Source organism: Burkholderia sp. SIMBA_062, assembly GCF_046534765.1.
Lineage (GTDB): Bacteria > Pseudomonadota > Gammaproteobacteria > Burkholderiales > Burkholderiaceae > Burkholderia > Burkholderia ambifaria.
Map to the genome: position 1 here is coordinate 1 of NZ_JAWRYD010000051.1, position 21,472 is coordinate 21,472.

General features: G+C 67.9%; 25 protein-coding genes and 1 riboswitch. Of the genes, 24 read left to right on the forward strand and 1 reads right to left on the reverse strand.

From position 1 onward, the window contains the following. Positions 1-81: 81 nt before the first annotated feature. On the reverse strand, positions 82-1,851 hold the full coding sequence (locus tag SB786_RS33300; RefSeq protein WP_410731170.1) for an ABC transporter ATP-binding protein/permease: 1,770 nt from the start codon (positions 1,849-1,851) through the stop codon (positions 82-84). Positions 1,852-2,121: 270 nt separating this feature from the next. Next, positions 2,122-2,245: riboswitch (TPP riboswitch) on the forward strand. Positions 2,246-2,479: 234 nt separating this feature from the next. Between SB786_RS33300 and SB786_RS33305 the strand changes: the two genes are divergently transcribed. The 24 genes from SB786_RS33305 (at position 2,480) to SB786_RS33420 (ending at position 21,432) form a co-directional block, all read left to right on the forward strand. Next, positions 2,480-3,616 (forward strand): FAD-dependent oxidoreductase, encoded by a 1,137-nt coding sequence (locus SB786_RS33305; protein ID WP_410731171.1) that lies wholly within the window; start codon positions 2,480-2,482, stop codon positions 3,614-3,616. Between the two features lie 32 nt (positions 3,617-3,648). Further along, the gene (thiS, locus tag SB786_RS33310) at positions 3,649-3,846 is read left to right on the forward strand and encodes a sulfur carrier protein ThiS (RefSeq protein WP_410731172.1); all 198 of its coding nucleotides are present in this window, start codon (positions 3,649-3,651) and stop codon (positions 3,844-3,846) included. Between the two features lie 38 nt (positions 3,847-3,884). After that, positions 3,885-4,700 (forward strand): thiazole synthase, encoded by an 816-nt coding sequence (locus tag SB786_RS33315; RefSeq protein ID WP_006755423.1) that lies wholly within the window; start codon positions 3,885-3,887, stop codon positions 4,698-4,700. After that, entirely contained in the window at positions 4,697-5,821 is a 1,125-nt protein-coding gene (thiE, locus tag SB786_RS33320; RefSeq protein WP_410731173.1) for a thiamine phosphate synthase, read from the forward strand. Before SB786_RS33315 ends, thiE begins: the two co-directional genes overlap by 4 nt. Positions 5,822-5,904: 83 nt before the next feature. Continuing rightward, positions 5,905-6,726: an ABC transporter ATP-binding protein gene (locus SB786_RS33325; RefSeq protein ID WP_410731175.1), complete on the forward strand. Its 822-nt coding sequence runs from the start codon at positions 5,905-5,907 to the stop codon at positions 6,724-6,726. Then, positions 6,723-7,490 carry a lipid asymmetry maintenance ABC transporter permease subunit MlaE gene (mlaE, locus tag SB786_RS33330; RefSeq protein WP_006762098.1) on the forward strand — a complete coding sequence of 256 codons (768 nt, stop codon included), beginning with the start codon at positions 6,723-6,725 and terminating at the stop codon, positions 7,488-7,490. Before SB786_RS33325 ends, mlaE begins: the two co-directional genes overlap by 4 nt. Before the next feature lie 13 nt (positions 7,491-7,503). Further along, positions 7,504-8,073 carry an outer membrane lipid asymmetry maintenance protein MlaD gene (gene mlaD / locus SB786_RS33335; protein ID WP_228906615.1) on the forward strand — a complete coding sequence of 190 codons (570 nt, stop codon included), beginning with the start codon at positions 7,504-7,506 and terminating at the stop codon, positions 8,071-8,073. A 31-nt stretch (positions 8,074-8,104) separates the two neighbouring features. Beyond that, a complete protein-coding gene (locus SB786_RS33340) occupies positions 8,105-9,067 on the forward strand; it encodes a VacJ family lipoprotein (RefSeq protein WP_410731199.1) in 963 nt (320 codons plus the stop codon). Positions 9,068-9,177: 110 nt separating this feature from the next. Then, the gene (locus tag SB786_RS33345; RefSeq protein WP_126228776.1) at positions 9,178-9,807 is read left to right on the forward strand and encodes a phospholipid-binding protein MlaC; all 630 of its coding nucleotides are present in this window, start codon (positions 9,178-9,180) and stop codon (positions 9,805-9,807) included. Further along, the gene (locus SB786_RS33350) at positions 9,804-10,079 is read left to right on the forward strand and encodes a lipid asymmetry maintenance protein MlaB (RefSeq protein ID WP_006751811.1); all 276 of its coding nucleotides are present in this window, start codon (positions 9,804-9,806) and stop codon (positions 10,077-10,079) included. Before SB786_RS33345 ends, SB786_RS33350 begins: the two co-directional genes overlap by 4 nt. Before the next feature lie 191 nt (positions 10,080-10,270). Further along, a complete protein-coding gene (locus SB786_RS33355; RefSeq protein WP_410731176.1) occupies positions 10,271-11,197 on the forward strand; it encodes an ABC transporter ATP-binding protein in 927 nt (308 codons plus the stop codon). Next, on the forward strand, positions 11,194-12,039 hold the full coding sequence (locus SB786_RS33360) for an ABC transporter permease (protein WP_410731177.1): 846 nt from the start codon (positions 11,194-11,196) through the stop codon (positions 12,037-12,039). The genes SB786_RS33355 and SB786_RS33360 overlap by 4 nt, the downstream gene beginning before the upstream one ends. 52 nt (positions 12,040-12,091) lie before the next feature. Continuing rightward, the gene (locus SB786_RS33365; protein WP_006477131.1) at positions 12,092-12,331 is read left to right on the forward strand and encodes a BolA family protein; all 240 of its coding nucleotides are present in this window, start codon (positions 12,092-12,094) and stop codon (positions 12,329-12,331) included. A 13-nt stretch (positions 12,332-12,344) separates the two neighbouring features. After that, positions 12,345-13,694 carry a UDP-N-acetylglucosamine 1-carboxyvinyltransferase gene (murA, locus tag SB786_RS33370; RefSeq protein WP_410731178.1) on the forward strand — a complete coding sequence of 450 codons (1,350 nt, stop codon included), beginning with the start codon at positions 12,345-12,347 and terminating at the stop codon, positions 13,692-13,694. Further along, positions 13,691-14,344, forward strand: coding sequence for an ATP phosphoribosyltransferase (gene hisG / locus SB786_RS33375; protein ID WP_410731179.1), 654 nt, complete (start codon positions 13,691-13,693; stop codon positions 14,342-14,344). The genes murA and hisG overlap by 4 nt, the downstream gene beginning before the upstream one ends. 24 nt (positions 14,345-14,368) lie before the next feature. Further along, complete coding sequence (gene hisD / locus SB786_RS33380; protein ID WP_006757056.1) at positions 14,369-15,685, forward strand: histidinol dehydrogenase; 1,317 nt, start codon at positions 14,369-14,371, stop codon at positions 15,683-15,685. Between the two features lie 122 nt (positions 15,686-15,807). Further along, the gene (gene hisC, locus SB786_RS33385) at positions 15,808-16,881 is read left to right on the forward strand and encodes a histidinol-phosphate transaminase (protein WP_175741628.1); all 1,074 of its coding nucleotides are present in this window, start codon (positions 15,808-15,810) and stop codon (positions 16,879-16,881) included. A 65-nt stretch (positions 16,882-16,946) separates the two neighbouring features. Next, positions 16,947-17,534, forward strand: a complete 588-nt coding sequence (gene hisB, locus SB786_RS33390; RefSeq protein WP_006751804.1) for an imidazoleglycerol-phosphate dehydratase HisB — start codon at positions 16,947-16,949, stop codon at positions 17,532-17,534. A gap of 62 nt (positions 17,535-17,596) precedes the next feature. Continuing rightward, positions 17,597-18,217: a YchE family NAAT transporter gene (locus tag SB786_RS33395; RefSeq protein ID WP_006751803.1), complete on the forward strand. Its 621-nt coding sequence runs from the start codon at positions 17,597-17,599 to the stop codon at positions 18,215-18,217. Next, positions 18,214-18,855: an imidazole glycerol phosphate synthase subunit HisH gene (hisH, locus tag SB786_RS33400; RefSeq protein ID WP_006757059.1), complete on the forward strand. Its 642-nt coding sequence runs from the start codon at positions 18,214-18,216 to the stop codon at positions 18,853-18,855. Before SB786_RS33395 ends, hisH begins: the two co-directional genes overlap by 4 nt. A 163-nt stretch (positions 18,856-19,018) precedes the next feature. After that, positions 19,019-19,774, forward strand: coding sequence for a 1-(5-phosphoribosyl)-5-[(5-phosphoribosylamino)methylideneamino]imidazole-4-carboxamide isomerase (hisA, locus tag SB786_RS33405; protein WP_410731180.1), 756 nt, complete (start codon positions 19,019-19,021; stop codon positions 19,772-19,774). A gap of 106 nt (positions 19,775-19,880) precedes the next feature. Next, on the forward strand, positions 19,881-20,654 hold the full coding sequence (gene hisF / locus SB786_RS33410; RefSeq protein WP_006751800.1) for an imidazole glycerol phosphate synthase subunit HisF: 774 nt from the start codon (positions 19,881-19,883) through the stop codon (positions 20,652-20,654). Beyond that, positions 20,654-21,070, forward strand: coding sequence for a phosphoribosyl-AMP cyclohydrolase (hisI, locus tag SB786_RS33415; protein WP_006751799.1), 417 nt, complete (start codon positions 20,654-20,656; stop codon positions 21,068-21,070). Before hisF ends, hisI begins: the two co-directional genes overlap by 1 nt. Beyond that, a complete protein-coding gene (locus tag SB786_RS33420) occupies positions 21,067-21,432 on the forward strand; it encodes a phosphoribosyl-ATP diphosphatase (RefSeq protein WP_059499734.1) in 366 nt (121 codons plus the stop codon). The genes hisI and SB786_RS33420 overlap by 4 nt, the downstream gene beginning before the upstream one ends. The last annotated feature ends 40 nt before the right edge of the window (positions 21,433-21,472 follow it).

Here is a 21,472-nt window from a genome sequence, read left to right on the forward strand (position 1 = left end):
CCGCCCGGTGCGGACCCGCATGCCGGGTGGTGTGGGAGGGGATCGGTCAGTTTATCTGACCGCCCCTATCCCGATTTGCGGTTACGCGGCGACCTTGTCGGTGTCGGTCGCGCGTTCGACGTTGATCATGCCGACGTGGAACGCGGCCAGCGACTCGCGATGGGCGATGCTGACGATCGCGGCCTTCGGCAGCCGTTCGGCGAACAGGTGATAGAGCCGCGCTTCGTTGTCTGCGTCGAGCGCGCTCGTCGCTTCGTCGAGGAACAGGAAGTCCGGCTTGTGCAACAGCACACGCGCGCCGGCGAGACGCTGCTGCTCACCGGGCGACAGCACGCGCGTCCAGTGGCCGGTCTCGTCGAGGCGCCCGACGTAGTCTTCGAGGCGGCACGCGCGCAGCGCGTCGCGGCACGCGTCGTCGGTGAACGCGTCGGGCGCGGCCGGATAGGTGAGCGCGGCCTTCAGCGTGCCGATCGGCAAATAGCTCGTCTGCGGCACGAACATCATCCGCGCGCCGACCGGCGCATCGATCGCGCCGTCGCCGAACGGCCACAGGCCCGCCAGCGCGCGCATGAACGTGCTCTTGCCGGAACCCGACTTGCCGATCACGAGCCAGCGCGAGCCGGGTTCGATCGTCAGGTTGCCGATGTTCGCGAGCGCGGTGCCGTTCGGCAGCGCGAGCTTCAGCGACGACGTCGACAGCTTCGCGGCATCGACGTAGTGCAGGTTGATGCCGCCGTGCTCGGTTGCCGGCGACAGGCTTTCCTTCAGGTGCGACGTTCCCATCACGCGCTTGAATTCGCGCAGACGGTTGACGGTGGCGCGCCATTCGACGAGGGTCGAGTAACTGTTGATGAACCACGAGAACGAATCGCTGACGGTGCCGAACGCGGACGAGATCTGCATCAGCACGCCGAACGAGAACGCGCCCGCGAAATAGCGCGGCGCGGCGACGACGAGCGGGAAGATGATCGCGATCTGCCCGTAGAAGCTCAGCACGAACGTGAGGCGCTTCGTGTACTTCATCACGCGCCACCAGTTGTCGCGAATGCGCATGAACAGGCTCTGCGCGTTGTGGGTCTCGGTTTTCTCGCCGTCGTAGAACGCGATCTGCTCGGCATTCTCGCGCACGCGGATCAGCCCGAAGCGGAAATCGGCCTCGACGCGCTGCTGCTGGTAGTTGATCGACACGAGCGGGTGGCCGACCTTCTGGATGATCAGCGAGCCGACCACCGCGTACAGCGCGGCCGCCCACACCATGTAGCCGGGGATCGTGATCGGCGTCGCGCCGAGCGAGAGCGTCAGCGCGCCGGCGAGCGACCACAGGATCGTAATGAACGACACGAGCGTGACGACCGTCGACAGCAGATCGAGCGACAGCGCGAGCGTCGTCGTCGCGAACGACTGGAGGTCGTCGGTGATCCGCTGGTCGGGGTTGTCGGCGAGGCGGTCGCGTTCGATCCGGTAGAACGCGCGATCGCCGAGCCACTGGCCGAGAAACCGGTCGGTGAGCCACTGGCGCCAGCGGAACCCGAGCATCTGCCGCAGGTAGCGGCCGTACACCGCGAGGATGATGAAGCCGAACGCGAGTGCCGAGAACTGCATCAGCAGGTTCGGGAAGTCGTGGACGTTCTTCGACTGCAGTGCGTTGTAGAACTGCGCGTTCCACTTGTTGAGCTTGACGTTGATCCAGACGACGCAGAGATTGATCACGATGATCGTGACGAGCAATCCCCACGCGGTTTTCCATTCGGACGACACCCAGTAGGGCTTGATGAGGCTCCATGCGGATACCGGGCGCTCGTCCTGCGGCGCGTCGGAGGCGGAGCGGACGGGATCGATCGATTGGGTCATGTGCTTCCTGATGAGTAGCCGGCGCGCGGGCCGGGCGAAGCCGGGCGCGCGCCGCGATACGGCATGCCGGGGCGCGGCGCCGACTGACGGCGGGCGCACGGATGGTCGCCCGCGCGTCTTAAACGGCGCTTAAGGGCCGGCGGTGACGCGGCAACCGGCCGCTCGCGCGGCCGGCCTGCGGGCATTGTGCCAGAGCGGCGCAGCGCGACGGCGAATTTGCCGCAAGGGGGACAGTTTGCGGCGCTTTCCGCTTTTATGGTCTAATGGCCGACGACGAAACAGGGGTGCTTCGAGCGCGGCCGACGGTTAATTCCGGGCGACGCGGCGAGGCTGAGAAAGACCCTTCGCACCCGATCCGGGTAATACCGGCGAGGGAAGTTTCTGATCCCGCCGGGCCGCGCTGGCCGCCATCCCACATGGTCAGCGCCCGAGTCCCGCCCGGCCGGCCTTTGCTGCCGGTTTCGTCCTTTTGGGTACGCGCGTTGCGCGTTACGGAAGGAATGATGACCGCTCAATCTTCAGTCTTTTGCGCTGTTCCCGATCCGCTGTCGCGTGCGTTGGCACGGGACGGCGCGCGCGCGTCGACGTTCGTCGCACGGCCCCGCGCAGTTCGCGGGGAGGGCGCGCGATGAACGTCCATACTTCACGGCCGGATTTCGCGGTGCTCGGCGGCGGCCTCGTCGGCCGTCTGATCGCCTGGCGGCTCGCGGGCGACGGGCATCGCGTCGCGCTGTACGAGCGTGGTGGCCCGGACGGCGAGCAGTCGGCCGCGTGGATCGCGGCCGCGATGCTCGCGCCGCTCGCCGAGGCGGCGAGTGCCGAGCTGCTGATCACCGAGCTCGGCGCCGCGTCGCTCGCGCGCTGGCCGCAGTGGCTCGCGGAACTGCCCGAACCGGTGTTCTTCCAGCATCACGGCACGCTCGTCGTCTGGCATCACGCGGATCGGGCGGAGGCGCCGCTGTTCGAGCGACGCGTGCGCGCGAACGCGCCGGTCGAACTGTTCGACGGCGGCTTCGTCACGCTGGCCGGCGCGCAGGTCGACGCGGCCGAGCCCGCGCTCGCGGGGCGCTTCGCGCGCGGCCTGCTGCTGCCGCGCGAAGGGCAGCTCGACAACCGGCAGGCGCTGCGCGCGCTGGCGGCGGGCCTCGCGCAGCGCGGCGTCGAGCTGCACTGGCACGCGACGATCGACGACGCGAACCGGCCCGACGCACATTTCACGATCGATTGCCGCGGCCTCGGCGCGAAAGCCGCGCTGCCCGCGCTGCGCGGCATCCGCGGCGAAGTCGCGCGGGTGCACGCGCCGGGCATCGGGCTCACGCGGCCCGTGCGGCTGCTGCATCCGCGCTATCCGCTGTACATCGCGCCGAAACAGGACGACCTGTACGTGATCGGCGCGACCGAGGTGGAGGGCGAGGACATGTCGCCCGTCAGCGTGCGCTCCGCGCTCGAACTGCTGAGCGCGGCCTTCTCCGTGCACCCGGCGTTCGGCGAGGCGCGCATCCTCGAACTCAATGCGCAGTGCCGCCCGACGCTGCCCGACCACCGCCCGGCGGTGATCTGGGACGGCGCGACGACGCTCGCCGTCAACGGCCTGTACCGGCACGGCTTCATGATCGCGCCGGAAGTCGCGCATGCGGCGGTCGCGTTCGCGCAGGCCGCGCTCGGCGGCGCATTCGCCGATGCCGATGCGTTCACCGCGTGGCGCGATGCCGCGCGCTGGCCGGCGCTCCTTCATCACCGCGACGACGCGCGCCAGCCGGCCTGATGCGCGCCGCCGACCGAATTCGATCAAGCCTCATGGACATCCAGATCAACCAACAGACCCTGACGCTGCCCGACGACGCGACGGTGGCCGACGCGCTCGTCGCGTTCGGCGCGCGTCCGCCGTACGCGGTCGCGCTGAACGGCAATTTCGTCGCGCGCACCCAGCATGCGGCGCGCGCGCTCGCGACGGGCGACAAGCTCGACGTGGTGCACCCCGTCGCGGGCGGCTGAGCGCCGCCGGTTCGCCCCCGCTCTTCCAGGAAAACGACATGACGTCCCTCACTTCCGCCGACGCGCTGACGCTGTACGGCGAAACCTTCGCAAGCCGCGTGCTGCTCGGCACGTCGCGCTATCCGTCGCTGCAGTCGCTGTCCGATTCGATCGCGGCGTCGCGTCCCGGCATGGTGACGGTCGCGCTGCGCCGCCAGATGACGGGCGGCACCGCCGAAGCCGGCTTCTTCGATCTGCTCAAGCGTCACGCGGTGCCGCTGCTGCCGAACACGGCCGGTTGCCAGACCGTCGCCGAGGCGGTGACGACCGCGCACATGGCGCGCGAGGTCTTCGAGACCGACTGGATCAAGCTCGAGCTGATCGGCGACGACTACACGCTGCAGCCCGACCCGGTCGGGCTGATCGAGGCGGCCGCGCAACTGGTCAAGGACGGCTTCAAGGTGCTGCCGTACTGCACCGAGGATCTCGTGATCGGCCGGCGCCTGCTCGACGTCGGCTGCGAGGCGCTGATGCCGTGGGGCGCGCCGATCGGCACCGGCAAGGGCGTGGTGAACCCGTACGGGCTGCGCGTGCTGCGCGAGCGGCTGCCGGACGTGCCGCTGATCGTCGACGCGGGGCTCGGCGTGCCGTCGCATGCGTGCCAGGTGATGGAGTGGGGCTTCGACGGCGTGCTGCTGAACACCGCCGTGTCGCAGGCCACGCATCCGGAGATCATGGCGCGTGCATTCGCGCAGGGTGTCGAGGCCGGCCGTGCGGCTTACCTCGCCGGGCCGATGGATGCGCGCGAGACCGCGCACGCGAGCACGCCGGTCGTCGGGATGCCGTTCTGGCACCAGGACGGGGGCGGCGCATGAGCGCGCGCTTCGCCGATGCGTTCTGGCCGCCGGCCGACGAACTGGCCGAAGCGGCCGAGCGGATTCGCGCCCGCCTGGGCGACTGGCCGGCCGGCACGACACCGTGGCGGCTGTGCGTCGCGGCGCCCGACGTGCCGGTCGACGGCGACGTGCTGATCGTGTCGGCCGGCGACCGTGCCGCGCAGGCGCGCGCGTCGGCCGCATCGCGCCCTGCAGCGCCGCATGCGGTCGCGATCGAGTTCGACGAGCACGGCGCGACGCTGCATGCCGCGGGCGTGCGCCACGCGCTGGAAGCCGCGCATCCGCTCGCCGACGACTGGATCGCGGCACTGGCCGCGTTCGTCGATTGCGGTTTCGCGCCGATCGACGCACTGGTGCTCGCGCTGGCGTGGCGTGACGGCGACGAAATGCGCGGCGCGGATGCGTGGCCGGTCGATGCCGCGCGATTTCCCCGCGTCGCCGGCCTGGCCGCCGCGCCGGAGCCCGCATTCCCGCCGTGCCCCGCGCAACTCGGCCTCTATCCGGTCGTCCCAAACGCCGAATGGGTCGAGCGCGTGCTCGATTGCGGCGCGCGGACCGTGCAGCTGCGCGTGAAAGGCGCCGACCCCGCCGCATTGCGCCGCGAAATCGCGCGCGCGGTGGCGACTGGGCGCGGCTATCCCGATGCGCGCGTGTTCATCAACGATCACTGGCAGATCGCGGTAGAAGAGGGGGCGTACGGCGTACATCTGGGACAGGAAGACCTGGAGACGGCCGAGCTGGCCGCGATCGCGCGCGCCGGCCTGCGGCTCGGGCTGTCGAGCCACGGCTATTACGAGATGTTGCGCGCGTTGCACGAGCGCCCGAGCTATCTCGCGCTCGGTCCCGTGTATGCGACCGCGACCAAGGCGGTCGCGGCGCCGCCGCAGGGGCTCGCGCGGATCGCCCGCTATGCGCGCTTCGCGGGGGCGCGGGCGCCGCTCGTCGCGATCGGCGGCGTGGGCCTCGACGCGTTGCCTGACGTGCTCGCGACGGGCGTCGGCAGCGTCGCGGTCGTCAGTGCGATCACGGACGCCATCGATTGCCGAGCGGCGGTTGTTGCGTTGCAGCAATGTTTTGCCCGACAATTTGACAATCATTGACCGCAGGGCCCGGAACGGCGTCACGACATCATTCCAATGCAGGCCCTATAATTCGGCGTTCTGCTTAAAGGACTGTCAGCTCCGTGAGCCCCCCTCCTACCGAGACTCTGCTGGAACTTCGCGACGTCGACTTTGGCTATGGCGAGCGCCTCGTCCTGTCGAACCTGAACCTGCGCTTCGGGCGCGGCCAGGTCGTCGCCGTCATGGGCGGGTCGGGTTGCGGCAAGACGACCGTGCTGCGCCTGATCGGCGGCCTGGTGCGCGCGCGCCGCGGCCAGGTGCTGTTCGACGGCGCCGATGTTGGCGCGCAGACGCGCGACGGCCTGTACGCGCTGCGCCGCAAGATGGGCATGCTGTTCCAGTTCGGCGCGCTGTTCACCGACATGTCGGTGTTCGAGAACGTCGCGTTCGCGCTGCGCGAACACACCGACCTGCCCGAAGACCTGATCCGCGACCTCGTGCTGATGAAGCTCAACGCGGTCGGGCTGCGTGGCGCGCGCGACCTGATGCCCTCCGAGGTGTCGGGCGGGATGGCGCGCCGCATCGCGCTCGCGCGCGCGATCGCGCTCGATCCGCAGCTCATCATGTACGACGAGCCGTTCGCGGGCCTCGATCCGATCTCGCTCGGCATCACGGCGAATCTGATCCGCACGCTGAACCAGGCGCTCGGCGCAACGTCGATCCTCGTCACGCACGATGTGCCGGAATCCTTCGCGATCGCCGATTACGTGTATTTTCTGGCCAACGGCGGCGTGCTCGCGCAGGGTACGCCCGCGGAGCTGCGCGCGTCGACCGAGCCGAGCGTGCGGCAGTTCATCGACGGCGCGCCGGACGGCCCGTTCAAATTTCATTACACGAGCCCGCCGCTGGCAGCGGATTTCGGGCTCGGCGGAGGGCGCGCATGATCAGCGCGATCGGACGTTACGTCATCGGCGGCCTCGAGCGCGCGGGCTACGGCACGCGGCTGTTCGTGCGCCTCGTGCTGGAATTCTTCCCGCTGCTGCGCCGGCCGCGGCTGGTCACGAAGCAGATCCACTTCCTCGGCAACTATTCGTTCGTGATCATTGCCGTGTCGGGCCTGTTCGTCGGCTTCGTGCTCGGCCTGCAGGGCTACTACACGCTGAACCGCTACGGGTCCGAGCAGGCGCTCGGCCTGCTGGTCGCGCTGTCGCTCGTGCGCGAGCTCGGCCCGGTCGTGACCGCGCTGCTGTTCGCTGGCCGCGCGGGCACGTCGCTCACGGCCGAGATCGGCCTGATGAAGGCCGGCGAGCAGCTCACCGCGCTCGAAATGATGGCCGTCGACCCGGTCAAGACGGTGATCGCGCCGCGCCTGTGGGCCGGCATCATCGCGATGCCGCTGCTCGCCGCGATCTTCAACGCGGTCGGCGTGCTCGGCGGGTATTTCGTCGGCGTCGTGCTGATCGGCGTCGATCCGGGCGCGTTCTGGTCGCAGATGCAGGGCGGGGTCCAGGTGTGGGCCGACGTCGGCAACGGCGTGATCAAGAGCATCGTGTTCGGGTTCGCCGTGACCTTCATTGCACTGTTTCAAGGGTATGAAGCGAAGCCCACGCCCGAGGGCGTGTCGCGCGCGACGACCAAGACGGTCGTATTCGCGTCGCTCGCCGTACTCGGCCTCGATTTCCTGCTGACCGCGCTGATGTTCAGCTAAGCCAAATTTTGGGATGACGATGAAAAAGACTGCTCTCGACTTCTGGGTCGGCCTGTTCGTGGTGGTGGGCTTCCTTGCGGTGCTGTTCCTGGCGCTCAAGGTCGGCAACATGAGCTCGCTGTCGTTTCAGCCCACCTACTCGGTGAGGATGAAATTCGACAACATCGGCGGGCTGAAGCCGCGCGCGGCCGTGAAGAGCGCGGGCGTCGTGGTCGGCCGCGTGAAGGCGATCGGCTTCGACAGCAATACGTATCAGGCGCTCGTGACGATCGACGTCGACGGCCAATACCCGTTCCCGAAGGATTCGTCGGCGAAGATCCTGACGTCCGGCCTGCTCGGCGAGCAATACATCGGCCTCGATCCGGGCGGTGACACCGAAATGCTGAAGTCGGGCGATACGATCACGATGACGCAGTCGGCGATCGTGCTCGAGAATCTGATCGGCCAGTTCCTGTACAGCAAGGCGGCCGACGCGGGCGGCGCGAAGCCGGCATCCGGCGCGTCCGCTGCACCGGCAGCACCGGCCGCGCCCGCACCGGTCGCGGTGCCGGCGTCCGCGGTGTCCGGCTCGGCTGCCCAATAACCACACGAGAGAAAGACAAGAGGGAATGACCATGCAGACGATCCGCATCAGGCACGCCGCGCTCGCGGTGGCGACAGTCGCCGCGTTGAGCGGTTGCGCGACCGTGCAGACGCCGACCAAGGGCGATCCGCTCGAAGGTTTCAACCGGTCGATGTACACGTTCAACGACACGGTCGACACGTATGCGCTGAAGCCGGTCGCGAAGGGCTACCAGTACGTGGTGCCGCAGCCGGTGCGCGACAGCGTGACGAACTTCTTTTCGAACATCGGCGACGTCTACATCGCGGCGAACAACATCGTCCAGCTGCGGATCGCGGACGGCGTCGGCGACATCATGCGCGTCGTGATCAACACGGTGTTCGGCGTCGGCGGCCTGTTCGACGTCGCGACGATCGCGAAACTGCCGAAGCACACGGCCGACTTCGGGATCACGATGGGCCGCTACGGCGTGCCGTCGGGCCCGTACCTCGTGCTGCCGCTGCTCGGGCCGAGCACGCTGCGCGACACGGCAGGCCTGGGCGTCGACTACGTCGGCAACCCGCTCACGTACGTGAAGCCGGACGGCCTGAGCTGGGGCCTGTTCGGCGTGAATCTCGTCAACACGCGTGCGAACCTGCTGGGCGCGGGCGACGTGCTGGACGCCGCGGCGCTCGACAAGTATTCGTTCGTACGTAACGCGTACCTGCAACGCCGCCAGATGCTGATCAGCAACGCGCGCGGCGAGGCCGCCGCGACGACGAGCAACGACGCGCTGCCGAAGTACGAGCTGCCGGACGACGGCGCGGCACCGGCGGCGGGCGCGGCCGGCACGGCGGGCGCGGCAGCGGTGGGTGGTGGGACGGCGCCGGCGGGCGCATCGGGCGCGGCGGTGGCCGCACCGGCTTCGGGCACGGCCGAATCGCCGAACCCGGCCAGCGAAACGCACGTGCCGCCGATGCAGGTGGCGCCGCCGTCGCCGGGCGGGTTCCGCTTCCCGAGCATCCGGCTGCGCTGATCAACTTACATTCGTTACAGCCGGAAACGATTCAGTCGGTAGCGTTCGCGAACTTGCGCGTAAGCTACCGGCTCCAACCTCCGGATCGACTCTTCATGCAGGTCACTATGATGAAAAAACTGTTCCTGATTCCCGTTTTCGCGGCGCTGTTCTCGTTCGGCAGCGCAGTTCACGCGCAAGTCGACCAGTCGAACCCGCAGGCGCTGATCAAGACGGCGACCCAGCAGGTGCTCGACGAGGTCAAGCAGCAGACGATCAAGCAGGGCGACACCAACCGCATCATCACGATCGTCAACAAGGACATCCTGCCGTACACCGATTTCCGTCGCACCACGCAGCTCGCGATGGGCCGCAACTGGCGCGCGGCGTCGGCCGAGCAGCAGCAGCAGGTTCAGGAGCAGTTCAAGCTGCTGCTGATCCGCACGTATTCGGGCGCGCTCGCGCAGCTGAAGCCGGACCAGCAGATCCAGTACCCGCCGTTCCGCGCCGATCCGGCCGACACCGACGTCGTCGTGAAGACGGTCGCGCTGAACAACGGCCAGCCGGTCCAGATCGACTACCGCCTGTACAAGACGGCCAACGGCTGGAAGGTGTATGACCTGAACGTGCTCGGCGCGTGGCTGATCCAGACGTACCAGCAGCAGTTCAACGAGAAGATCCAGCAAAGCGGCGTGGACGGCCTGATCAAGTTCCTCACGCAGCGCAACCAGGAACTTGCCGCGGGCAAGCAAGCTTCGTGAGCGGCTTCGCAGCCGGCTCCTCGCTGACCGTCGCGAGCGCGAAGTCCGCGCTCGCGGACGGTCTCGCGCGCATCGATGCGGGGGCCACCGCCGTCGATTGCGCGGCGCTGACGCAGTTCGACTCGTCCGCGCTCGCCGTGCTGCTCGCATGGCAACGCGCCGCGAAAGCGCGCGGCGCGACCCTCGACATCCTCAATCTCCCCCCGAAGCTCGCCAGCCTCGCGAACGCCTACGGCGTCGACGCGCTCATCGAAGGCACCGGGCGACATTGACCCTGTCCGACCGAAGCCTGCCGCGCCAGCCGGCGCGCGCACGCTTCAGGCCGCGCGCCTTCAGCGCCGGCCCCACCAGCCGGTTTGCCCTATAATCAAGCGTTTTGCGGGGCAGCCAATCGGCGTCCGGCCCCCATTTTCATCCCAGCAAGCACAGAATAGGCGTCGCGGCCCTGGCGTCGCGCACAGTCATGTCAGCCATAGAAATCCGTCACGTCAAGAAGCGCTACAAATCGCTTCAGGCGCTCAAGGGCGTCAGCCTGTCGGTCGAGGAAGGCGAGTTTTTCGGTCTGCTCGGCCCGAACGGCGCAGGCAAGACCACGCTCATCAGTATCCTCGCCGGGCTCGCCCGGGCCGATGAAGGCAGTATCTCGGTGCTCGGCCACGACGTCGTCAAGGACTTCCGGGGCGCGCGCCGCGCGCTCGGCGTCGTGCCGCAGGAACTCGTGTTCGACCCGTTCTTCACCGTTCGCGAGACGCTGCGGATCCAGTCCGGCTATTTCGGGCTGCGCCGCAACGACGACTGGATCGACGAAGTGATGGCCAATCTCGACCTCACCGAGAAGGCCGACGCGAACATGCGCGCGCTGTCGGGCGGGATGAAGCGCCGCGTGCTGGTCGCGCAGGCGCTCGTGCACCGGCCGCCCGTGATCGTGCTCGACGAGCCGACCGCCGGCGTCGACGTCGAACTGCGCCAGACACTGTGGAAATTCATCTCGCGGCTGAACCGCGAGGGCCACACGATCGTCCTGACCACCCATTACCTCGAGGAAGCCGAGTCGCTGTGCGACCGCATCGCGATGCTGCGTCGCGGTGAAGTCGTCGCGCTCGACCGCACCGACGCGCTGCTGCGCCGCTTCGCGGGGCTGCAGCTGTACCTGCGGTTCGCGACCGGCGCGCTGCCGGCCGAGCTGCGAGGGCTGGAGACCGATCCGGCCGCGCGCGCGCCGGGCGAGCACCTGCTGCGTTTGACGAACTACGACGATGTCGAGCGCATCCTCGCGCAGTGTCGCGCGGCGGGCTGCACGTTCGACGAGATCGAGGTCCGCAAGGCCGACCTCGAAGATGTGTTCGTCCAGGTGATGAACGGGGCCGAGGTGATCGAGGGGCTGGCATGAATCAACAACCCACACGCGAACTGCGTTCGCCCGGGGAGGCGCGGCCTCCCCGTTCCGTGCAAACGCCCGAGCCTGCCGTCGTGGCGGGAAGCGGGTTTCGGACGCTGTTCTACAAGGAACTGCTGCGGTTCTGGAAGGTGTCGTTCCAGACGGTGTGCGCGCCGATCGTGACGGCGCTGCTGTATCTGACGATCTTCGGCCACGCGCTGTCGGGCCGCGTCGAGGTGTATCCGGGCGTCGAGTACGTGAGCTTTCTCGTGCCCGGCCTCGTGATGATGAGCGTGTTGCAGAACGCGTTCGCGAACAGCTCGTCATCGCTGATCCAGTCGAAGATCACCGGCAACCTCGTGTTCATGCTGCTGCCGCCGCTGTCGTACCGCGACATCTTCGGCGCCTACGTGCTCGCGTCCGTCGTGCGCGGCCTCGCGGTCGGCGCGGGCGTGTTCGTCGTGACGATCTGGTTTGTCCCGATGCATTTCGCGGCGCCGTTGTTCATCATCGCGTTCGCGCTCCTCGGCTCGGCGATCCTCGGCACGCTGGGGCTGATCGCCGGCATCTGGGCCGAGAAGTTCGACCAGCTCGCCGCGTTCCAGAACTTCCTGATCATGCCGCTGACGTTCCTGTCCGGCGTGTTCTATTCGACGCACTCGCTGCCGCCCGTGTGGCGCGAGATCTCGCGTCTCAACCCGTTTTTCTACATGATCGACGGCTTCCGTTACGGGTTCTTCGGCGCGTCCGACATCAACCCGCTCGCGAGCCTCGCGATCGTCACCGGTTTCTTCGTGCTGCTCGCGATCTTCGCGATGCGGCTGCTCGCGACCGGCTACAAACTGCGTCATTGATATCGACGGGCAGCGGCCGCCCACGGGCGGCGCGCGCCCACAGGAGCCCCTCATGTTGCCGACTCCCGAACAGGTCAAGCAATACATCGCCGGCGGTCTCGCCTGCACTCATCTGGAAGTCGAAGGCGACGGCCAGCATTTCTTCGCGACGATCGTGTCGGCGGCCTTCGAAGGCAAGCGGCCGATCCAGCGGCACCAGCTCGTCTATGCGGCGCTCGGCGATCGCATGAAACAGGAAATTCACGCGCTCAGCATGAAGACGCTGACGCCCGCCGAATGGCAGAACGCATAACCGGAATCACTGAGTGCAAGTCACCGTCAACGAGCGCGACGCCGTCCAGAGCGTCGCCACGGCACACCCGGCCGCCAACGGGGAATCGCAGGGACACGGGATGGACAAGCTGGTGGTCGAGGGCGGTCGCCGCCTCTCGGGCGAGATCGTCGTGTCGGGCGCGAAGAATGCGGCGCTGCCGATCCTGTGCGCGGGGCTGCTCAGCGCCGAGCCGGTCGAGCTCGACAACGTGCCGAACCTGAAGGACGTGCGCACCACGCTGAAGGTGCTGAACCAGATGGGCGTGAAGAGCGAAACCGACGGCTGCCGCGTGCAGCTCGACGCGTCGCGCGTCGACAACCTCGTCGCGCCGTACGAGCTCGTCAAGACGATGCGCGCGTCGATTCTCGTGCTCGGGCCGCTGCTCGCGCGCTTCGGCGAGGCGAAGGTGTCGCTGCCGGGCGGCTGCGCGATCGGCGCGCGTCCGGTCGACCAGCACATCAAGGGCCTGCAGGCGATGGGCGCCGAGATCAGCATCGAGCACGGTTTCATCGAAGCGCGCGCGAAGCGCCTGAAGGGCGCGCGCATCGTGACCGACATGATCACTGTGACGGGCACGGAAAACCTGCTGATGGCCGCGACGCTGGCCGACGGCGAGACGGTGATCGAGAACGCGGCGCGCGAGCCGGAAGTGAGCGATCTCGCCCACTTGCTGGTCGCGATGGGCGCGAAAATCGCCGGCATCGGCACCGATCGCCTGGTGGTCCAGGGCGTCGAGCGGCTGCACGGCGCGCGCCATTCGGTGATTCCCGACCGCATCGAGGCCGGCACGTTCCTGTGCGCGGTCGCGGCGGCCGGCGGCGACGTGCTGCTGACGGGCGTGCGCCCGCACATCCTCGACGCGGTGATCGACAAGCTGCGCGAGGCCGGCGTGTCGATCGAGGAAGGCGACAGCTGGCTGCGCGTGCGGATGGACCGCCGGCCGTCGGCGGTGACGATCCGCACGTCGGAATATCCGGCGTTCCCGACCGACATGCAGGCGCAGTTCATGGCCCTCAATTCGGTCGCGACGGGCACCGCGCAGATCGTCGAGACCATCTTCGAGAACCGCTTCATGCACGTGCAGGAGCTGAACCGGCTCGGCGCGAACATCACGATCGACGGCAACACGGCGCTCGTGACGGGTGTCGACAAGCTGTCCGGCGCGAACGTGATGGCGACCGACCTGCGCGCATCGGCGAGCCTCGTGATCGCCGGCCTGCGCGCCGAAGGCGAAACGCTCGTCGACCGCATCTATCACCTGGACCGCGGCTACGACCGCATGGAATCCAAACTGACCGCCGTCGGCGCGAACGTGCGCCGCCTCTCCGGGAGCCAAGCATGACCGCGCCGCTGACCCTCGCCCTGTCGAAGGGCCGGATTTTCGAGGAAACCCTGCCGCTGCTGGCCGCCGCCGGCGTGCAGGTGGCCGAGGATCCGGAAACGTCGCGCAAGCTGATCCTGCCGACGACCGATCCGAACCTGCGCGTGATCATCGTGCGCGCGAGCGACGTGCCGACCTATGTCGAATACGGCGCGGCCGATTTCGGCGTGGCCGGCAAGGACGTGCTGGTCGAGCACGGCGGCTCGGGCCTGTACCAGCCGATCGATCTGAACATTGCACGCTGCCGGATGTCGGTGGCCGTGCCGGCCGGCTTCGACTACGCGAACGCGGTGCGCCAGGGCGCGCGCCTGCGGGTCGCGACCAAGTACGTCGAAACGGCGCGCGAACACTTCGCCGCGAAGGGCGTGCACGTCGACCTGATCAAGCTGTACGGCTCGATGGAGCTGGCGCCGCTGGTCGGGCTGGCCGACGCGATCGTCGACCTCGTCAGCTCGGGCGGCACGCTGAGGGCGAACAATCTGGTCGAGGTCGAGGAGATCATGGCGATCTCGTCGCGCCTCGTCGTGAACCAGGCTGCGCTGAAGTTGAAGCGCGCGGCGCTCAAGCCGATTCTCGACGCGTTCGAACGCGCGTCGCAGAATGGCAATTGAGCGCATCACCGTAACGGAACTCCCATGGCCATCACCATCCGCAAACTCGATTCGACCAGCGACGGCTTCGGCGCCGCGCTGCGCGCGGTGCTCGCGTTCGAGGCGAGCGAGGACGAAGCGATCGAGCAATCGGTCGCGAAGATCCTCGCCGACGTGAAGTCGCGCGGCGACGCCGCGGTGCTCGAGTACACGAACCGCTTCGACCGGCTGGACGCGAGCAGCGTCGCCGCGCTCGAACTGCCGCAGGACGCGCTGCAGACGGCGCTCGACGGCCTCGCGCCGAAGGCGCGCGCGGCGCTGGAAGCGGCCGCCGCACGCGTGCGTGCGTACCACGAGAAGCAGAAGATCGAGTGCGGCACGCATAGCTGGCAATACACGGAAAGCGACGGCACGGTGCTCGGCCAGAAGGTCATGCCGCTCGACCGCGTCGGCCTGTACGTGCCGGGCGGCAAGGCCGCCTATCCGTCGTCGGTGCTGATGAACGCGATTCCCGCGCGTGTCGCGGGTGTCGGCGAGATCGTGATGGTCGTGCCGACCCCGGACGGCGTGAAGAACGATCTCGTGCTCGCCGCGGCGCTGCTCGGCGGCGTCGATCGCGTGTTCACGATCGGCGGCGCGCAGGCGGTCGGCGCACTCGCGTACGGCACGGCCACGGTGCCGGCGGTCGACAAGATCTGCGGGCCGGGCAATGCGTACGTCGCATCGGCGAAGCGCCGCGTGTTCGGCACGGTCGGCATCGACATGATCGCCGGCCCGTCGGAAATCCTCGTGCTGTGCGACGGCACGACCGATCCGAGCTGGGTCGCGATGGACCTGTTCTCGCAGGCCGAACACGACGAGCTCGCGCAGTCGATCCTGCTGTGCCCGGACGCCGCGTTCCTCGAGCGCGTCGAGAAGGCGATCGACGAGCTGCTGCCGTCGATGCCGCGCCGGGAGGTGATCCGTGCGTCGCTCGAAGGCCGCGGCGCGCTGATCAAGGTGCGCGACATGACCGAAGCGTGCCGGATCGCGAACGACATCGCGCCCGAGCACCTCGAGATTTCCGCGCTGGAGCCGCAGCAATGGGGCCAGCAGATCCGCCACGCCGGCGCGATCTTCCTCGGCCGCTACACGAGCGAAAGCCTCGGCGACTACTGCGCGGGCCCGAACCACGTGCTGCCGACGTCGCGCACCGCGCGCTTCTCGTCGCCGCTCGGCGTGTACGACTTCATCAAGCGCTCGAGCCTGATCGAAGTCAGCGCCGAAGGCGCGCAGACGCTCGGCGAAATCGCATCCGAGCTCGCGTACGGGGAAGGGCTGCAGGCGCACGCGCGCAGCGCCGAGCTCCGGATGAAGGGATGACCCGCGCCGCGGCCGGCGCCGACGCACCGGCCGCGGTCGACGAGGAGACCTGCGCGCAGGGCGGCAGCCGCCGCCGTGCCGAGACCATTTGACGCCGGCGCGAAGCACGCCGGCTTGACACCATGACGACGCCCCAAGATATCATCCGCCGCGACGTGCTCGCGATGACGAGCTACCCGGTGCCCGACGCGAGCGGCTTCGTGAAGCTCGACGCGATGGAGAACCCGTATTCGCTGCCCGCGCCGCTGGCGGCCGCGCTCGGCGAGCGCCTCGCGCAGGTCGCGCTGAACCGCTACCCGGCGCCGCGCCCCGGTGCGCTGCTCGACAAGCTGCGCCGCGCGATGGGCGTGCCGGCCGCGTGCGACGTGCTGCTCGGCAACGGCTCGGACGAAATCATCAGCATGATGTCGGTGGCATGCGCGAAGCCGGGCGCGAAGGTGCTCGCGCCGGTGCCGGGCTTCGTGATGTACGAGTTGTCCGCGAAGTTCGCGCAGCTCGAATTCGTCGGCGTGCCGCTCAAGGAAGACCTGACGCTCGACGCCGACGCGATGATCGCGGCAATCGCCGAGCACCGGCCCGCGCTCGTCTATCTCGCGTACCCGAACAACCCGACCGGCACGCTGTACGACGAAGCCGACGTCGAGCGGATCATCGCGGCCGCGCAACACAGCCTGATCGTGATCGACGAGGCGTATCAGCCGTTCGCGGAGCGCTCGTGGCTGCCGCGCGCCGCCGAGTTCGACAACGTCGTCGTGATGCGCACGGTGTCGAAGCTCGGCCTGGCCGGCATCCGCCTCGGCTATCTTGCCGGGCTGCCCACCTGGCTGACCGAGTTCGACAAGGTGCGCCCGCCGTACAACATCAACGTGCTGACCCAGGCGAGCGCCGATTTCCTGCTCGACCACCTCGACGTGCTCGATGCGCAGGCGGCCGAACTGCGTGCGGAACGCACGCGCCTCGCGCAGGCCGTGGCCGCGCTGCCGGGCACGACGGTGTTCCCGAGCGCCGGCAATTTCCTGCTGGTGCGCGTGCCGGACGCGGCGGCGGTGTTCGATGCGCTGCTCACCGAGCGGGTGCTGATCAAAAACGTGAGTAAAATGCATCCGTTGCTGGCCGAATGCGTGCGGTTGACCGTCGGTTCTCCCGACGAAAACGCACGCCTGCTGGCTGCCTTGAAACTCGCGCTGCCCGGTTGAGCCCAGGGCGCGGCGGCGCGCGACGATCAATCCCCATTTACATCAGACTCAATCAAGGAATTGCCATGCGTGTGGCGGAAGTCGTTCGCAATACCAGCGAAACGCAGATCCGTGTGAAGCTCGATCTCGACGGTACGGGCCGGCAGAAGCTGGCCACCGGCGTGCCGTTTCTCGACCATATGCTCGATCAGATCGCGCGCCATGGTCTGATCGATCTCGAGGTCGAAGCGCATGGCGATACGCATATCGACGACCACCACACGGTCGAGGACGTCGGTATCACGCTCGGCCAGGCCGTCGCGAAGGCGATCGGCGACAAGAAGGGCATTCGCCGCTACGGCCATTCGTACGTGCCGCTCGACGAGGCGCTGTCGCGCGTCGTGATCGACTTCTCGGGCCGGCCGGGTCTCGAATTCCACGTGCCGTTCACGCGTGCGCGCATCGGTACGTTCGACGTCGACCTGTCGATCGAATTCTTCCGCGGGTTCGTGAACCACGCGGGCGTCACGCTGCATATCGACAACCTGCGCGGGATCAACGCGCACCATCAGCTCGAAACGGTGTTCAAGGCCTTCGGCCGGGCGCTGCGTGCGGCGGTGGAGCTCGACGAGCGCGCGGCGGGGCAGATTCCGTCGACGAAGGGCAGCCTCTAACCTTCCGGACGGGCGCACGCCCAGGACAACCTCACGGCTTCGGCGCGACGCGCCGGCTTGCGATGGATCTGCTCAAATCGTTCATTTCGCTGCTGGCGCTGATCAACCCGGTCGGCGCGGTGCCGTTCTTCCTGAGCCTGACCGCGCAGCAAACGGACGGCGAGCGGCGCCGCACGATCCGGATCGCGTCGGTGTCGGTGTTCTGCGTGATGACGGTGACGACGCTGCTCGGCCAGCAGATCATCGACTTCTTCGGCATTTCGGTCGGCTCGCTCGAAGTGGGCGGCGGGATCATCATGCTGCTGATGGCGATCAACATGCTGAACGCGCAGATCGGCAACACGCGATCGACGCCGGAGGAGCGCTACGAGGCCGAGTCGAAGGACAACATCGCGGTCGTGCCGCTGGCGATTCCGCTGCTCACGGGCCCCGGCTCGATCAGCACGGTGATCATCTATGCGGCGAACTCGCATCACTGGTATGAGCGGGCCGGGCTGGTCGCGATCGGCGCGGCCCTGGCTTTTCTGTGTTTCGTCGCGATGCGGCTCGCCGAGCCGATCGCGAACTGGATCGGCCGCACCGGCATCAACATCGCCACGCGGCTGATGGGTTTGATGCTGTCGGCGCTGGCGGTGGAATTCATCGTCAACGGACTGAGGGCGCTACTGCCTGCACTGAGATGAAAACTTCGATTGCGATTGTGGATTATGGGATGGGCAACCTGCGCTCGGTCGCGCAGGCGCTCAAGAAGGCCGAACCGGCCGCCGACGTGGCGATCGTCGACACGCCGGCCGCGATTCGCGCGGCCGACCGCGTCGTGCTGCCCGGCCAGGGCGCGATGCCGGACTGCATGCGCTGCCTCGGCGAATCGGGGCTGCAGGACGCGGTGATCGAGGCCTCGCGCACGAAGCCGCTGCTCGGCGTGTGCGTCGGCGAGCAGATGCTGTTCGACTGGAGCGCGGAAGGCGACACGAAGGGCCTGGGCCTGTTGCCCGGCAAGGTCGTGCGCTTCGAGCTCGACGGCCGGCTGCAGGATGACGGCTCGCGCTTCAAGGTGCCGCAGATGGGCTGGAACCGCGTGCGCCAGTCGCAGCCGCACCCGCTGTGGGACGGCGTGCCCGACGACGCGTACTTTTACTTCGTACACAGCTATTACGTGAGGCCGGACAACCCGGCACACACGGTCGGCGAAACGGCATACGGCGCGCCGTTTACGTCCGCGGTCGCGCGGGACAACCTCTTCGCGACCCAATTCCACCCCGAGAAAAGCGCGGAAGTCGGGTTGCGTCTGTATCGCAACTTCGTACACTGGAAGCCGTGAGCGTCGCGTGCGTGCCACAGTCGGCGGGCCGAAACGGCCTGTCGGACGACGCGCGCACACGAAAGCGCCGAAAGAGTTGTACTAAACTAGCGAGGCGGCGCGGTACCGGATCGACCGGTGCGCGCCGGATTCTTTTCTTCTTCCACGACGACACCCGATTGCTATGCTGCTGATTCCGGCCATCGATCTCAAAGACGGTCAGTGTGTGCGCCTCAAACAGGGCGATATGGACCAGGCCACGATTTTCTCCGAGGACCCGGCGGCGATGGCCCGCAAGTGGGTCGATCTCGGCGCCCGGCGGCTGCATCTGGTCGACCTGAACGGCGCATTCGCCGGCAAGCCGAAGAACCTCGAGGCGATCGAAGCGATCCTCGACGAGGTCGGCGACGAAATCCCCGTACAGCTCGGCGGCGGCATCCGCAGCCTCGAGACGGTCGAGAAGTATCTCGACGCCGGCCTGTCCTACGTGATCATCGGCACGGCGGCCGTGAGGGACCCGGGTTTCCTGCGGGATGCGTGCACCGCGTTCGCGGGCAGCATCATCGTCGGCCTCGATGCGAAGGACGGCAAGGTCGCTACCGACGGCTGGAGCAAGCTGACGGGCCACGAAGTGATCGATCTCGCGCTGAAGTTCGAGGACTACGGCGTCGAATCGATCGTCTACACCGACATCGGCCGCGACGGGATGCTGCAAGGCATCAATATCGAGGCGACCGTGAAGCTCGCTCAGGCGGTCGGCATTCCGGTGATCGCCAGCGGCGGGCTGTCGAACCTCTCGGACATCGATGGCCTGTGCGAAGTGGAAGAGCACGGCGTCGAAGGCGTGATCTGCGGCCGTGCGATCTACTCCGGCGATCTCGATTTCGCGGCCGCGCAAAAGCGCGCGGACGAACTGAACGGCGAACTCGACAACGCGTAAGCGCGGTTGTCCCGTTCGCCGGGGCCGCCTGCGGGCGGCCCCGACCGGAAGCCTCGCGCGAGGCTTCCGTAACCGGCCGTCCCATCGCGGCCTTTGGCGCAACATCATGGCTCTAGCTAAACGCATCATCCCCTGCCTGGACGTGACCGCCGGGCGCGTCGTCAAGGGCGTCAACTTCGTCGAGCTGCGCGATGCCGGCGACCCCGTCGAAATCGCCCGCCGCTATGACGACCAGGGCGCCGACGAACTGACGTTCCTCGACATCACCGCGACCTCCGACCAGCGCGACCTGATCCTGCCGATCATCGAAGCCGTCGCGTCGCAGGTGTTCATTCCGCTGACCGTTGGCGGCGGCGTGCGCGCCGTCGAGGACGTGCGGCGCCTGCTGAATGCGGGCGCGGACAAGGTCAGCATGAATTCGTCGGCGGTCGCGAACCCGCAGCTCGTGCGCGACGCGGCCGACAAGTACGGCTCGCAGTGCATCGTCGTCGCGATCGACGCGAAGCGCGTATCGGCCGACGGCGAGACGCCGCGCTGGGAAGTGTTCACGCACGGCGGCCGCAAGAACACGGGCCTCGACGCGATCGAATGGGCGCGCAAGATGGCCGAGCTCGGCGCGGGCGAGATCCTGCTCACGAGCATGGACCGCGACGGTACGAAATCGGGCTTCGACCTCGCGCTCACGCGCGGCGTGTCGGACGCGGTGCCGGTGCCGGTGATCGCGTCGGGCGGCGTCGGCTCGCTGCAGCACCTGGCCGACGGCATCAAGGACGGCCGCGCCGACGCGGTGCTGGCCGCGAGCATCTTCCACTACGGCGAGCACACGGTCGGCGAGGCGAAGCGCTTCATGTCCGACCAGGGCATCCCGGTGAGGCTGTGATGAATACGGAAACGAAAGCGCTGCCCGCGTGGCTCGACAAGGTCCGCTGGGACGACAACGGCCTCGTGCCGGTGATCGCGCAGGAAGCGTCGACGAACGACGTGCTGATGTTCGCGTGGATGAATCGCGAGGCACTCGCGAAGACGATCGAGACGCAGCGCGCGGTTTATTATTCGCGCTCGCGCAAGCGCCTGTGGTTCAAGGGCGAGGAGTCGGGCCACGTGCAGCACGTGCACGAGGTGCGGCTCGACTGCGACGAGGACGTCGTGCTGCTGAAGGTCGAGCAGGTGTCGGGCATCGCATGCCACACCGGCCGGCATTCGTGCTTCTTCCAGAAATTCGAAGGCACGGTGGACGGCGGCGACTGGGTCGCGGTCGATCCGGTGCTGAAAGATCCCGAACACATCTACAAATGACGCAATCGACCGAAGACACGCTGCTGCGCCTCGCGGCCGTGATCGATAGCCGCAAGGGCGGCGACCCCGATCAATCGTACGTATCGCGCCTGTTTCACAAGGGCGACGACGCGGTGCTGAAGAAAATCGGCGAAGAGGCGACCGAAGTCGTGCTGGCCGCGAAGGACGTGCGCCAGGGCGGCGCGCCCGCGGCGCTGGTCGGCGAAGTGGCCGATCTGTGGTTCCACTGCCTCGTGATGCTGTCGCATTTCGACCTGAGCCCGGCCGACGTGATCGCCGAGCTCGAGCGCCGCGAAGGGCTGTCGGGCATCGAGGAAAAGGCGCTGCGCAAGCGCCGCGAGCGCGAGGAAAACGGGGGGTGACGGCTCGCGGCCTGCCGCGCCGGCGACAGTGCGGTAAGCT